Origin of the sequence: Serratia proteamaculans (genome assembly GCF_008830365.1) — a bacterium.
In the GTDB taxonomy this organism is placed as follows: Bacteria; Pseudomonadota; Gammaproteobacteria; order Enterobacterales; family Enterobacteriaceae; genus Serratia; species Serratia proteamaculans.
Genome location: NZ_WBKI01000006.1, coordinates 179,727 through 194,242 on the forward strand (window position 1 = coordinate 179,727; position 14,516 = coordinate 194,242).

The 14,516-nt window shown below is 56.5% G+C and carries 12 protein-coding genes; 5 read left to right on the forward strand and 7 right to left on the reverse strand.

From position 1 onward, the window contains the following. Window positions 1-6: 6 nt before the first annotated feature. The 5 genes from F8R23_RS19790 to F8R23_RS19810 form a co-directional block, all read right to left on the reverse strand. Entirely contained in the window at window positions 7-1,905 is a 1,899-nt protein-coding gene (locus F8R23_RS19790) for a bifunctional metallophosphatase/5'-nucleotidase (RefSeq protein ID WP_151415922.1), read from the reverse strand. Window positions 1,906-2,143: 238 nt separating this feature from the next. Then, window positions 2,144-2,902 carry a 16S rRNA (guanine(1516)-N(2))-methyltransferase RsmJ gene (rsmJ, locus tag F8R23_RS19795; protein WP_112349178.1) on the reverse strand — a complete coding sequence of 253 codons (759 nt, stop codon included), beginning with the start codon at window positions 2,900-2,902 and terminating at the stop codon, window positions 2,144-2,146. A gap of 8 nt (window positions 2,903-2,910) precedes the next feature. After that, window positions 2,911-4,953, reverse strand: coding sequence for an oligopeptidase A (gene prlC, locus F8R23_RS19800; protein ID WP_151415923.1), 2,043 nt, complete (start codon window positions 4,951-4,953; stop codon window positions 2,911-2,913). Between the two features lie 120 nt (window positions 4,954-5,073). Continuing rightward, window positions 5,074-5,535: an HIT family protein gene (locus F8R23_RS19805; RefSeq protein ID WP_129937001.1), complete on the reverse strand. Its 462-nt coding sequence runs from the start codon at window positions 5,533-5,535 to the stop codon at window positions 5,074-5,076. 84 nt (window positions 5,536-5,619) lie between these two features. Further along, a complete protein-coding gene (locus F8R23_RS19810; protein ID WP_244953402.1) occupies window positions 5,620-7,065 on the reverse strand; it encodes an amidase in 1,446 nt (481 codons plus the stop codon). Between the two features lie 105 nt (window positions 7,066-7,170). Between F8R23_RS19810 and F8R23_RS19815 the strand changes: the two genes are divergently transcribed. Further along, entirely contained in the window at window positions 7,171-8,070 is a 900-nt protein-coding gene (locus F8R23_RS19815) for a LysR family transcriptional regulator (RefSeq protein WP_170287997.1), read from the forward strand. A 12-nt stretch (window positions 8,071-8,082) separates the two neighbouring features. Here F8R23_RS19815 and F8R23_RS19820 read toward each other — a convergent pair whose 3' ends face one another. Next, the gene (locus F8R23_RS19820) at window positions 8,083-8,487 is read right to left on the reverse strand and encodes an ASCH domain-containing protein (protein WP_129939121.1); all 405 of its coding nucleotides are present in this window, start codon (window positions 8,485-8,487) and stop codon (window positions 8,083-8,085) included. Window positions 8,488-8,622: 135 nt separating this feature from the next. On the opposite strand from F8R23_RS19820, the gene F8R23_RS19825 reads away from it, so the two are divergent. From F8R23_RS19825 to F8R23_RS19840, 4 genes are all read left to right on the forward strand, one after another. After that, on the forward strand, window positions 8,623-9,465 hold the full coding sequence (locus F8R23_RS19825) for a 23S rRNA (adenine(2030)-N(6))-methyltransferase RlmJ (protein WP_085119937.1): 843 nt from the start codon (window positions 8,623-8,625) through the stop codon (window positions 9,463-9,465). A gap of 129 nt (window positions 9,466-9,594) precedes the next feature. Further along, window positions 9,595-10,947 carry a glutathione-disulfide reductase gene (gene gorA, locus F8R23_RS19830; RefSeq protein WP_112349182.1) on the forward strand — a complete coding sequence of 451 codons (1,353 nt, stop codon included), beginning with the start codon at window positions 9,595-9,597 and terminating at the stop codon, window positions 10,945-10,947. A 158-nt stretch (window positions 10,948-11,105) separates the two neighbouring features. Next, entirely contained in the window at window positions 11,106-11,600 is a 495-nt protein-coding gene (locus F8R23_RS19835; protein WP_129939123.1) for a putative pterin-binding protein, read from the forward strand. Next, window positions 11,597-13,381 carry a hybrid sensor histidine kinase/response regulator gene (locus F8R23_RS19840; protein WP_129937331.1) on the forward strand — a complete coding sequence of 595 codons (1,785 nt, stop codon included), beginning with the start codon at window positions 11,597-11,599 and terminating at the stop codon, window positions 13,379-13,381. Before F8R23_RS19835 ends, F8R23_RS19840 begins: the two co-directional genes overlap by 4 nt. Window positions 13,382-13,577: 196 nt before the next feature. Here the strand turns inward: F8R23_RS19840 and F8R23_RS19845 are convergent, their stop codons facing one another. Continuing rightward, window positions 13,578-14,222 (reverse strand): helix-turn-helix domain-containing protein, encoded by a 645-nt coding sequence (locus F8R23_RS19845; RefSeq protein ID WP_244953403.1) that lies wholly within the window; start codon window positions 14,220-14,222, stop codon window positions 13,578-13,580. Window positions 14,223-14,516 lie beyond the last annotated feature (294 nt).

The following is a 14,516-nucleotide window of genomic DNA, read 5'->3' on the forward strand; positions in this document are numbered from 1 at the left end:
TCATTATCAAGCCTTGTTAATCGCCTCAATAATCACCAACTGGTCACTCAAACGCTTTTTTGCCACCGGATCACTGGCGGCAGTTAACTGCGCCTGCAGCGCAGCCTGTTGCTGCTGACGTGCCTGCGGTTCGCCGATCAACAGCGCTTTCACGTTGAATGACGCCACGTTGCCGTAACGCCCATCTTCGCTGGTGGGTACGCTGATTTTGCCGTCGTTCAGCAGTTTTTCGACGATCTTGCGTTCGCGGTCATAACCTTCCAGCCCGACCAACTGCCAGCGCTGCACCGCCTGCCCCTGATACTGGCCTTTTTTCACCTCGGTCAGATAACGAATGGTCAGATTGCGGATGGTACCGGCCTCTTCACCGTATTCCACCTTGCTGTCAGACAGCACCGGGAACTGCATGCCTTCCAGCGCGCCGCCTTTTTGCGTCAGGTGCCCCATGCGGTAGCTGTTCATTCCCAGACGGATCGGCGTGCTGTCCGTCACCGGCGTGCCGTCGGCCATCCGCAGGTCACGGATGCGCTGCCCGGCCGGTTGGCGCAGGTCGATTTTGTAGGTCACGCCATCGAAGAAATCATTGGTGGAATATTTGGACGCGCGACGCTGCGGGTTAAAACTGTAGGTCACGTCACCGTCATGCAACTGATTGAAGTAGCCCGCCGACCATTCCATGTACTTCTTCAACTCTTTGCCGCTGAGCTGATAAACGGTGATCTCGCCGCCGGCATATTGGTAGTTGAAGGCGATGTCCTTGGCAGTGATGGTACCGACGTTCAGTTTCGGCCGGTCGTTATCAATCTGCAGCGCGATAACCTGCGCCTTTGGTGCATAGTAATGCCCGGCTTCCTGATACAGCTTGCTGATGCCGGTATCCTGCACGTGCACCTGCGGAATGCCCTTCACCGCATCTGGCGGCACCAGGTCCTGACCGCTGAGCTGGGCAATCGGCCGATTGGCGTTGGCCCGCAAAATCTTGTGGTACGGCTGATAAATCTCCTCCAGCTTTTTATCAGACGTGATGCCTTTGATCGGGTAGGTATAGCTGTCTTTGTTGATCAGCACGTACTTGCCATTGTGCTGCTCAAACTGCAAATCGATGCGTGACAGCGCGCGGCCATATTTGTCCGGTTCGGTGACGATCACCCCGTTAATCACTTCTTTATCGACTTTTACATGCATATGCCCGGCGACGATCGCCGCCAATTCCGGGTTAGCCCGGGCAATATCACCCACGCCGGTACCCGGCCGCTGGTTCTCGTTGTCGATCCCCATGTGTGCCACCAGCACGATAGCGTCCACTTTCCCCTGGATCTGCTGGATCACCTGCTTCACTGCCTGGACTGGGTCGGTAAAGTTCAACCCTTTCACCCGGTCGGTGCCTTTGGCGAATTCGGCAGTCATCGGCGTATCCATGCCGATAATGCCGATTTTTACCCCCTGGCGTTCGATGATTTTATACGCCGGCAGGTAGGGCTTGCCGCTGTCCCACAGAATATTACCGGCCAGTGCCGTGCCCTTGAACTGGTTCAGTGAAGTGGAAAGCGGTTTGAGGCCGAAGTCGAATTCGTGATTGCCCATCACCCAGACGTCATAGTCCAGCGCATTAAAGCCGAGGATCATCGGGCTGGTTTTGTCGTTCTTAAAGGTCTCGACAAAGTTGCCCTGAATGGTGTCACCGGCATCGACCAGGATCACGTTCGGCTGTTGGGCGCGCACCTGATGCACCTGGGTGGCAATTTGGCTCAGGCTGCCGGCCAGATTTGCGGTATCGGTGGAGTAATCCCAGGGCACAAAAGTGCCGTGCAGATCAGAGGTGCCAAGAATGGTGATATTGACAGGTTCAGAGGCCATCGCAGAGGTACCCAGGCAAAGCAAAACAGCAAGAAGTGTCTTCTTCATTATCATCTAATTATAGGAGTGGAAATGAACAGGAATCATGCGATCTGGAACACAAGCTTGCCAGTATCTTTGCAAGGTAAAAAATAAAATTGGGAGGTAGATCAATGAATGCCTCCCTATTTAGCCATCTATACCCTAAATAATTGGCGTTGTATCAAGGCGGCAAGTGTGTAAATCCCCAGGAGCTTACTCAAGTAAGTGCCTGGGATGCGCAAATGCAGCCAACACAGATACAGCGTCAAGTATGACGGGGATAGGGCATGTATATATCGAAACGGTGACTTTTCGTCGTCGACGCCGCATGCGCCTGTACGTTAGCCAATGGCGGGGCGTAATCCGGGCGTTTCACCACCACGCGCTTGGTCGCCAGGCGGCGTGCCGGTTCCAGCAGGCCATCGGCGTCATCGTCGCTGCCCACCAGCGACTGGAACACCCGCATCTCTTTCTTCACCAGCGCACTTTTCTGCTTATGCGGATACATGGGATCGAGATACACCACCTCCGGCCGTGGATCAATATCACCCAGTGCCGTCAGGCTGGAGGCGTGCAACAGCGTCATACGCTCCCGCAGCCATGGGCCGATCTCCGCATCCTGATAGCCGCGCTGCAGGCCGTCATCCAGCAATGCCGCGACCACCGGATTACGTTCCAGCATCCGCACCCGACAGCCCAGAGACGCCAGCACAAAGGCATCGCGCCCCAGACCGGCAGTGGCGTCCACCACATCAGGCCGGTAACTGCCCTTGATGCCGACCGCCTTCGCCACCGCTTCACCGCGCCCGCCGCCGAAGCGACGCCGATGTGCCATGGTGCCGGAGACAAAATCGACATAGATCGCCCCCAATTTGGGTTCGTCACGCTTGCGTAGCTCCAGCCTTTCGGGCGTCAACACCAGCGCCATCAGCGCGTCGTCGTCCGAAGTTAACTGCCAGCGTTCCGCCAGAATAGACAAGGCGCCGGGATCGGCGCCTTCTTCACACAATAAACACACGCTCACCGGTGGGGTTATCCTTTAATACCGTAATGGCGCAGCATAGCATCCAGCTGCGGCTCACGGCCACGGAAGCGTTTGAACAGTTCCATCGGTTCTTCCGAACCGCCGCGCGACAGGATGTTATCGAGGAAGGATTTACCGGTTTCGGCGTTGAAAATTCCTTCTTCCTCAAAGCGCGAATAAGCATCGGCCGACAGCACTTCAGCCCACAGATAGCTGTAATAACCTGCCGCGTAGCCCCCGGCAAAGATATGGCTGAAAGCATGCGGGAAACGACCCCAGCTTGGTGAAGGCACGACTGCCACCATTTTTTTCACTTCCGCCAGCGTTGGCAGGATCTGCGCACCTTTTTCCGGGCTGTATTCGGCATGCATACGGAAGTCGAACAGGCCGAACTCCAACTGACGCAGAATGAACAACGCCGCCTGGTAGTTTTTGGCTGCCAGTAACTTGTCGAGCATCTCTTTCGGCAACGGTTCGCCGCTCTGATAATGACCGGAGATAAACGCCAGCGCTTCCGGCTCCCAGCACCAGTTTTCCATAAACTGGCTCGGCAGCTCGACCGCATCCCATGGCACACCGCTGATACCGGAAACACCGGCGGTATCGATCTGGGTCAGCATGTGGTGCAGACCGTGGCCGAACTCGTGGAACAGCGTGGTCACTTCGTTATGGGTGAACAGTGCAGGCTTGTCACCCAACGGACGGTTGAAGTTACAGGTCAGGTAGGCGACCGGTTTTTGCAGTTCGCCGTTGGCCTTGCGCAGACTGCCGACACAATCGTCCATCCACGCCCCGCCGCGCTTGTTTTCACGCGCATACAGGTCGAGGTAGAAGCTGCCGCGCAGTTCACCACTGGCGTCGAACAGGTCAAAGAAGCGCACCTCAGGATGCCAGGTATCCACATCCTTGCGCTCTTTGGCGGTGATGCCATAAATGCGTTTGACCACTTCGAACAACCCTTCCACCACGCGCTGCTCCGGGAAGTACGGACGCAATTGCTCGTCGCTGATCGAGAATAAATGCTGCTTTTGTTTTTCACCGTAGTAGGTGATGTCCCAGGCTTCCAGTTCATCCACACCGTAATGCTGTTTGGCAAAGGCGCGCAGCTGTGCCAGCTCCTGCTCGGCCTGCGGACGGGCACGCTTGGCCAGATCGCTGAGAAAACCGAGCACCTGCTCCGGGTTTTCCGCCATTTTGGTCGCCAGCGATTCGTCGGCATAGCTGTCAAAGCCCAACAGCTGGGCCAGTTCGTGGCGCAGCGCCAGCGTTTCGGCCATCACTTCGCTGTTGTCCCACTTGCCGGCATTCGGCCCCTGATCGGAGGCACGGGTAGCGAAGGCGCGATACATCTCTTCACGCAGTGCGCGGTTGTCGCCGTAGGTCAGTACCGGCAGATAGCTCGGCATATCCAGCGTCAGCAACCAGCCGTCCTGCTCTTTGGCCTCCGCCATCGCCTGAGCCTGAGCCAGCGCGCTTTCCGGCAGGCCGCTCAGCTCGGCTTCACTGGTGATTAGCTTGCTCCAGCCCATGGTGGCGTCGAGCACGTTGTTACTGTACGTAGAACCCAGCTCGGACAGGCGCGCGACGATCTCGCCGTAGCGACGCTGTTTTTCCGGTGACAGGCCAATGCCTGACAGCTCAAAATCACGCAGCGCATTTTCTACCGACTTGCGCTGTGGTGCGGTCAGCTTCTCAAACGCCGCGCCTTCTTTCAGGCTGCGGTACGCCTGATATAACCCTTCGTGTTGCCCTACCCAGGTGCCGTACTCGGACAGCAACGGCAGCGCCTGCTCATAGGCGGCACGCAGTTCCGGGCTGTTTTTCACCGAGTTCAAATGCCCCACCGGCGACCAGATACGCGACAGGCGATCGTCAGACTCAGCCAGCGGCTGACACAGGTTATCCCAGGTGAATGGCCCCGGTTGCGCGACAACGCGCTCTACCGCAGCGCGGCAATCGGCCAGGGCGGATTGCACCGCAGGCACGATATCTTCTGGGCGAATGGCGGAAAACGGCGGCAGGGAAAACGGGGTCAGCAACGGATTTGTCATAGGGCAGTCCTGATTAGCGTTGGGGCCCGCCGCAGCGGGCAGGCCTTAAAATGCGTATGAATATCTAACATGGAGCCAAGTAGCAGGAAAATCAATGGCCGATCGTTGATAGATAGTGCCTTAGGCCCCGCTCCGGCGGATCTGTGCCGCCAGCTCAGCCAGATGAATATCATCGGCACGCGTAGCATCATGGGAAGACAGGTAACCTTCGTAGCGTTCAAAAAACTTCGTCGATTTCGATTCAATCGGCTGCCACTGCTCCAGGGCCGCAGTACCGTGCATCGGGATCAGCTTGGCATGCAGGTGATCGACGCCAAAACCCTCGAACACCATGCCGCAGCGGCCCACGTCGTCAAACGCCCGGTCAAGCAATTGTGCCACCCGCTTGGTCGCCAGCATCAGCGCACTCAGCACGTCGTCCGCAACGGCGAATGCGTAGCTGGGATGGTGCGCCTTGGGGATCACCACGCTGAACCCTTCGGTATTCGGATAGATGGACAGGAACGCCATGTGGCCGTCGTCCTCCCAAATTTTGTGGCACGGCACCCGGCCCGCCACCATTTCACAAAATACACAGCTCATCACGCCTCCTGAATCCAGCGACGAGCCCCCGGCCCGCCGCAAAAAGCCTTTCAGCAACATAGCGGATATTTTGCCTTTTGACTGCTATAGCGATGCATTCCCCGCCCAAATAGCAGGACGTCGCTGCTGCCAGGGCGCAGCCCGCTCCAGTTGACCCGCCAGTTGCAGCAACACATCTTCACGGCCAAAACCGGCAACAAATTGCATGCCTATCGGCAGGTTATGCTGCGAATCATGCGCCAACGGCACCGATATCGCCGGTACACCGGCCACGTTAAATACCGGCGTGAACGGCGAGTGATCGAATAAATGCGCTGTCCATTCCAGGCCGCTCATATCCGTCGTCCCTGTACCGTAACGGCCAATACGCCAGGGTAAATCGGGCAGGGTCGGGGTCAGCAACAGGTCGTACTGCTGAAAATAGGCAGCCACAGCCCGGGTCACCCGGTTACGAACCTCAAGGGCCGCGACCATATCCACCGCCCTGGCAGCCAGCCCGTAGCGGTAACAGGCCAGCGTTTCCGGCTCCAGCGTTTCGGTTGAGATCGGCCGCCCGGTCGCCTGGCTCAGGCCGTCCACCCAACCGACCAGGTTGGCACACCAAATTTGCGCATTGGCGAACACCAGCTCCTGCCAACTGGCGCCAATCGCCATGTCAGCCTCGCTAACCTGATGGCCCAACTCACTCAGCAGTACGGCAGTATCGGCCGTGGCCTGGGCGATTTGCGGGTCGGTTTTCCCGCCGTTCCACGCCTGAGTCATTATGCCTATACGCAGACGGCCAGGTTCTGACGTGACCTGTGACAGCCAGGTCTGTGCCGGTGGTGTAGTGTAATAGGGTTCGCCGGGATGTGGGTGCTGCAGGGCATCCAGCAAGGCCGCGCTGTCACGCACCGTACGACTCAGTCCCAGTTGCACGCCAAAGCCGTTGAACACTTCATCCATCGCCGGTCCATGCGATACCCGCCCGCGCGTCGGTTTGAGGCCGAACAGTCCATTCGACGAGGCAGGTACGCGGATCGAACCGGCGGCATCAGTAGCGTGAGCGATAGGCACAATTCCAGCAGCCACTGCCGCACCGGCACCGCCGCTGGACCCTCCGGCGCTAAAATCCGGATTCCAGGGGTTACGCGTCGCGCCGTAAAGTACCGCTTCGGTGGTGGTGCTGAAAGCCATCTCCGGCGTGGTGGTACGGCCGAAGGTGACCAGCCCGGCGCGATAAATATTGCTCATCAAATGGCTGTCTGCCTCCGCGATATGGCCCTGTGCCAACCGGCTACCCAGTTCCTGACGCTTACCGGCCATGCTGATGGCGATATCCTTTATCAGGAAAGGTACGCCAAACAGTGGGCCTTCGCCCTCCGGTGGTGGCTGCGTCCAATGTTCCACCACCGCATTAATCGCCGGGTTCACCGCCTCAACCGCGGCCTGCGCCGTCTGTTGCAGCTCCTGCGCACTGACTTCACCGCCCTGTACCAGTTCGACCAGCCCCAACGCATCGTAGCTAACGTACTCGCTCAGTTTCATCATCCCGTCCTTATCCGTTGCAGTTTCGTCGGCGCTTCCGACGTCCGTTCCACGGTAGGAGGATTGGAGCTATAGTTGAAATTGATAGATTTAATACGAGGAATAGTTATCAACAATTTAAAGCGGGTCGATCTTAATCTGCTGGTCACGCTGGAAGCGCTGCTCAGCGAACGTAACGTCACGCGGGCGGCGGCCCGTCTTAATCTGAGCCAACCCTCGGTCAGTATCCAACTCGCCAAACTGCGTGAGATTTACCACGATCCCCTGTTGCTGCCCGGCCCACGCGGCATGTTGCCCACGGCGCGCGCACTCGGCCTGCTGACGCCACTGCGCCAGACGCTGGCCGACCTTGGTCGTTTGGTGGCGCCGGAACACCCCTTTGATCCGCTGCTGGCCGAACTGACCTGGCAGTTGGCCGCCGCCGACGCGGCAGAATATGCCATTCTGCTGCCGATGCTGCCCAAACTGCGGCAGGCAGCGCCAAAATCCCGTCTGGCGATCCGCGAAGCGTCGCCCAAAACCATGAGTCGTGATTTGGCCGACGGCGTGATCGATCTGGGTTTTCTGGCCCGTGAAGAAGCGCCTGCCGGGCTACGTCACCGCCAGTTGTTTCACGAGAATTACCTGCTGGTGGGCCGCCGTGACCACCCGTTATTGCAGACACCGCCTTCACTGGAGCAGTTCTGCCAGCTGGAGTTTGTGATGGTTTCGCAGGACGGTGGCGGTTTTCGTACCCTGACCGACACGCTGCTGGAGGCACAGGGGTTGGCACGGCGGGTAGTGATGTCGCTGCCGCACTTCCTGTTCATCCCCACGCTGCTGGCAAAATCCGATATGGTGGCCATGCTGCCTTCACGCATGCTGGGTGAACTGCTGGGCAGCCTGCGCACCTGCCCGGTGCCGCTGGCACTGCCAGGCTATGACATGGTGATGGTATGGCATGAACGTTCGCACCTCGATCCGGCCCATAGCTGGTTGCGCGAACAGGTGGTTGCTGCGCTAGAGTAACCTTCCGCGTAACTAGAGGACCTCAACCAGGTCAAACTCTTCAAATACCAGCCACATTTGTGGCGAAAAGGTGCCTTCCCGAGTAAAAAACGCCCGATGTCCCTCGCGCCAGAAGGCCAGGCTCTTATCCCCCTCGCCTTCCAGCGCGGCCATCTCGGCGGTGACATCACAGTAACGAGTCAGCTTCAGTGAAAGCGTTCTGATGACGCAGGCGGGTTCACCCCGGCCATTAAGGATCACGTTGTAATCCCCAACCATCGGTGATTTCGCTTGTTGATAGGCGACATAGGAACCACAGGTTGCAGTTTTGTCGCCGTCGAGCACCCGTTGCAACAGCTCATCCGCCAGCGCCGGGCTGTCGCCAAATTGCCAGCGCGATGCGCCGGGATAGTTAGCCAGAATAGCCGACTCGGTCATTGTCCTGCTCCTTGATAGTGGGTCTGTGGTAACGCATTCCGGTTTTTCCCGCCCAGACAGTTTATACTGTGCAGAATATAAGCCTTTATTCTGTTCAGCACGCTCCGTCGGGAGCACAAGGAATTACCACAAGCCATGTTAAGTTACCGCCACAGTTTCCACGCCGGCAACCACGCCGACGTGCTCAAGCACACCGTTCAAAGCCTGATCATTGAATCGCTGAAAGAAAAAGACAAGCCGTTCCTGTACCTGGATACCCACTCAGGCGCAGGGCGCTATCAGCTGAGCGGTGAACACGCCGAACGCACCGGGGAGTACCTGGAAGGCATAGGCCTGCTGTGGCAACGTGACGATCTGCCGGAAGAGCTGGCGGCCTACATGAGCGTAGTGCACAACTTTAACCGCGGCGAAAGATTGCGTTACTACCCAGGCTCGCCGCTGATTGCCCGCCAACTGCTGCGTCCGCAGGATAAAATTCACCTGACCGAACTGCACCCGAGCGACTTCCCGTTGCTGCGCAATGAGTTCCAGAAGGACGAGCGCGCCAAGGTGCAGCGCGCCGACGGCTACCAGCAGTTGAAATCCCAATTGCCGCCACTTTCACGCCGCGGGCTGATCCTGATGGATCCGCCGTACGAAATGAAAACCGATTACCAGGACGTGGTCAAAGGCCTGCAGGAAGGCTACAAACGCTTTGCTACAGGCACTTACGCGCTGTGGTATCCCGTGGTGATGCGCCAACAGATCAAGCGCATGCTGAAAGAGCTGGAAGCCACCGGCATCCGCAATATTCTGCAGATCGAACTGGCGGTCAGACCCGACAGCGACCAGCGCGGCATGACGGCCTCCGGCATGATCGTGATTAACCCGCCGTGGAAGCTGGAACAACAGATGAAAAACGTGCTGCCGTGGCTGCACAAAATCCTGGTGCCGTCGGGTAATGGTCACCATCTGGTGAACTGGGTGGTGCCGGAATAAGCTTCCGGGGCGCGGCCCACCGCGCCTTTATCCCACCTATCACAGCCATCGACGCAATCTTTGCGACAAACCTGCATCAGGCGTTAAACTCTTACGCTCTTCGATTCACACAATTCATGGAAATCCCAGATGACCAAACATTACGATTATCTAGCAATTGGCGGCGGCAGCGGCGGCATCGCATCGATCAACCGGGCAGCCATGTACGGCCAGAAATGCGCACTGATTGAAGCCAAGGAACTGGGCGGCACCTGCGTCAACGTGGGTTGTGTACCGAAAAAAGTTATGTGGCACGCGGCGCAGATCGCCGAGGCTATTCACCTGTACGGCCCGGATTACGGTTTCGATACCACCGTCAATGCGTTTGACTGGAAAAAGCTGGTGGCTAACCGCACCGCCTATATCGACCGCATCCATAATTCCTACGACAACGTGCTGGGCAAAAACAAAGTCGACGTGATCAAAGGCTTTGCGCGCTTTATCGACGCCCACACGGTGGAAGTGAACGGTGAGAAAATCACTGCCGACCATATTCTGATCGCCACCGGCGGACGCCCAAGCCACCCAGATATTCCGGGTGCAGAATACGGCATCGATTCCGACGGTTTCTTCGATCTGGACGCCATGCCTAAGCGCGTTGCCATCGTGGGTGCAGGCTATATCGCGGTAGAAATCGCCGGTGTGCTGAACGCGCTGGGTGCCGAAACGCACCTGTTCGTACGTAAGCACGCGCCGCTGCGCAGCTTCGATCCGATGATTGTCGAAACCCTGGTGGAAGTGATGAACACCGAAGGGCCAAGCCTGCACACCGAATCGGTGCCGAAGGCCATCGTCAAGAACGCCGACGGCAGCCTGACGCTACAGTTGGAAAACGGCAAGGAATTCATCGTCGACAGCCTGGTGTGGGCGATTGGCCGCGAACCGGCGACCGATAACCTGAATCTGGCCGTGACCGGGGTGAAAACCAACGAAAATGGCTACATCGACGTCGATAAATACCAGAACACCAACGTAGCAGGCATTTACGCGGTGGGTGATAACACCGGTGCCGTTGAACTGACCCCGGTTGCCGTGGCCGCCGGTCGCCGCCTGTCCGAGCGTCTGTTCAACAACAAGCCGGAAGAGCACCTGGATTACAGCAACATTGCTACCGTGGTGTTCAGCCATCCGCCAATCGGCACTATCGGCCTGACCGAACCGGAAGCGATTGAGAAATTCGGTGCGGACAGCGTGAAAGTGTATAAATCTTCATTTACCGCCATGTACAGCGCCGTGACGCAGCACCGTCAGCCGTGCCGCATGAAACTGGTGTGCGTTGGTAAGGAAGAGAAGATTGTTGGCCTGCACGGTATCGGCTTCGGCATGGACGAGATCCTGCAGGGCTTCGCCGTGGCGATTAAAATGGGCGCCACCAAAAAAGACTTCGACAACACCGTGGCGATCCACCCGACCGCTGCGGAAGAGTTTGTCACCATGCGTTAAGCCCGAAAATCAGCAAAAACCGAGGCCAGGGCAATCCCTGGCCTTTTCTTTTCGTGCTCTTTACCATTCCCTTCAACACAAATTTTTATTTTCTGCCATTATTTTGCCTGATCAATGAGCGGAGCTCATGCAAGCATCCGCGACTCTGGAGAACACCGATGCTGTTCAAGCTATTTAAAAACATCACGTTGGCTTTTTTTGCGTTGATGGTCGTCCAATCCAGTGCGCTGAGTTTTACTCTGGAAGTCTCGGGCAACATCAAAAACACCACCGACCCGGTAAAGAAAAGCTATCTGTTTACCGATAAACAACTGTTGGCGATGCCGGTGCAGAGCATCACCACCTCAACCTCCTGGACGCCGCAAAGAAAGTTCGAAGGGATTGCTGTGGCGGACATTTTGGCGCGTGTGGGGGCCAAAGGCAGCACGCTGACGTTTTATGCGCTAAACGATTATTACATCGACGTGCCGCTGTCCGACGTCGAAAAATACAATATGATTTTGGCCTACAAGATGGACGGCGAAATGCTGAAGATCAGAAACTTCGGACCGCTATTTTTGGTTTATCCCAGGGATGCCGCAGGGCCTGAGTTGAATTCCCCGCTCTACAACTCACGCTTTATCTGGCAAGTGGACAGGATTGTGATCAAATGAAGCTCACAGGGTTTAAAAACAGCAGCAGGCTGGCGATCCCGGCGATTTTTGCCGCCTTGTTTCTGGTGGCCTCGACGGTAACGCTGTATTACTACAGCGCGACCCTGTCAAAGAAAGGGTTGTATGCTATTGCCGGTACTCAGGAAAATTACTCCTGGTCGATCGCCAAATTCTCCATCAAGCTGGCCGAGTTTGATACGCTGGTCGAACAGCTGAAAAATGCACCGCAGGTGGATGCCGAGGATCTGCGGCTTAAATTTGAAATCCTTTATTCTCGTTTTTACGTGCTGGAAACGGTGTCCGAATCCACACAGCCACTGTACGCCGAACCGGGTTATCCCGAGGTGGTCGCACACATGCGGGCGAAAATGGATCAAATTGATACTCTGCTGAACAGCCCAAAGATTGATTTCTCGCTGATTTCTCAGGCCATGCGGCAGATCAAGCCTTACGCGATTGAGATGGCCAACCTGACCGATCACGCCGAAGTGAAGCAACGCACCGCCGCCTACGAAGACTATATCGAAAAGCGACATATCATTTTTTACGGTCTGGTGATCGTGATGTTCTCGGTGATCGCCTTGATTGCCATCACTCTGATTGTGCTACGTCAGCAGCGCCTGACCATCCGCCAACAGGCCAAGGCGATTGAGGCGGAGAAAGCCACCCGCACCAAAAATGCCTTTCTGGGGGCCATCGGTCACGAATTACGCACCTCGCTGCAGAGCATTATGTCCGCCATTGATGTGCTGGTGAATACCAAGGTGTCGACGGAGCATGCCGATACCTTCCAACGGCTGGAAACCGCCGCGCAGCAAATTGAAAGCCAGATGAAAGACCTGACCGATTATGCCCATCTGGACAGCGGTATGATGGAACTGCGTATCGCCGCCTTCGACGTCCAACGGCTGGTCGAGGAAACGGCGAACGAAATCAATATGCTACGCCAGAAAGATCAGGTCACGCTGCTGTGTGAGGTGGAGTGCGGTCATCTGCAGATACATTCTGACCCGCTGCGTATCAGGCAGATTATCGTCAACCTGCTGACCAACGCGTTCAAGTACACCGAAAGCGGCACTATCACGCTGTACAGCAGCCTGCGACGCCAGCCGACCGGCAATTCGTTGATTATTGAGGTTACCGACACCGGCATCGGAATCGAAAAAGAGATGCTTGACCAGATATTCAGGCCTTTCACCCAGTTGGACCAATCCCATACCCGGCAGTATGGCGGCGTCGGGATGGGGCTGGCGATTGTGCATGGGCTGGTCACGCTGCTCGACGGCAGCATTACCGTCTACAGCGATATCAAAAAAGGCAGTACCTTTATCGTCAGTATTCCGGTCGAGGTCAGCGACGATCACCAACTGGACGAAATACCGCACCACCACCAGGGTCTGCTGCGCAAACAGCAGCATGTTTTGGTGGTTGATGACAACAAATCGGTGAGTGACGCTTTCGCTGCGCTATTGGACAAACTCGGCTATCAATATGAACTGTGCAACTCGTCGGAACGGGCGCTGCAAAAGCTGCTCAGGCGCCCTTACGACGCATTGCTGCTGGACTTGCAAATGCCCGGCATTGACGGTGCCGCGCTGGCGAAACAACTGCGTAGCCAGCGGGGCCCCAATCGCCAAATCCCGATTGTCGGCATCAGCGCTTATAGCCCGGAACAGCTGGCTGCCGAGCAGCGGGCACTGTTCGACAACTATTTAATGAAGCCGGTGCGGTTGGACGCGTTGTCATCCGCACTGGCCTCACTGCTGATCGCTAAAGGTTAAAACACCGCAGCAACGCGGCTTCGATCACATGGAGCCGTACTGGCTTTTCATAAGGACCCAGCACGTCATAATCACGCATCGCCCTGGCGATTTCAGATTCACGCTGATCGGTGCCCAGTTGGCCGGTCAGCACCAGGACTGGCGCATCCGGGTTGTCTGAGGCGCGGATGGTTCCAATGCATTGGTCTGCCGTTTCCTAGCCGATCAGCCAGTCGACCACATAACCGTCGAACAGGCTCTGCTGCAACGCCAGGCAAAAACTGCTGACGTCATAAAACGCCACCGCATGGAACCCCCGCCCGTTCAGGTATTTTGTCAGTTCATCGGCCGCCTGATGTGAATCATCAAGGACCGCAATGCTCAAACGCTCGTCTTCGACGGCGGCTGGGCGAACCTCGATCAGTTCCACGCTGTAACGCTGGCCCTGCGGCGCATCATCCGCACGATAAACACACCATTGCCCCGCCTGCTGCAGCGCGACATATTCCGACGTCCTTCCACCAACCAGCTCATGGCCGATATAGCCGACACAGGCTAACTCCGCCCCGCCGACGTAAAAGATGGCATCTCGTGCAATAGTTTGCGCGGAGATGTCATTTTCAGTACCGAGATCCACGATCGCTGACGGCGTCTCCCCTAATGCCGCCGCAACGTTGTTAATCTGCTCCAGAGTCCAGGGGCTTTGCCCCTTCAGCTTACGGTGCGCATGCGAAAAACTCAGATCCAGAATACGACTGAGCTCTTTAGCATGCTGACGCTTGCCAATCCCATAATGTACAAACAGTTCCCTGACCCGGTTTGCAATCGACTGCGAATCGAATTTCTGGTGATTGTTATCCATTTTTTCCTTCGATTTTTTTTGCTGTTTTTTCAGTCGTTTTCATACTTGCCGTGCAAAAAAGCGATCCAAAACTGGTATATCATACAATGTACAATCTAAACATTGCTTGACATACCACATTATATAGTCAAACATGGTATCAGAAGAGACACACAGCAACACCACAATAAAAATATAACAATAGTAAGAACGCATCACCAATAATCACAATGACACCAGGGAAAGCTCGTTTCGATTACGGCGCAGAGAGAATGTATGCAACAGACCCTCGCCGTAAATGGGCCGTAAGCGCTA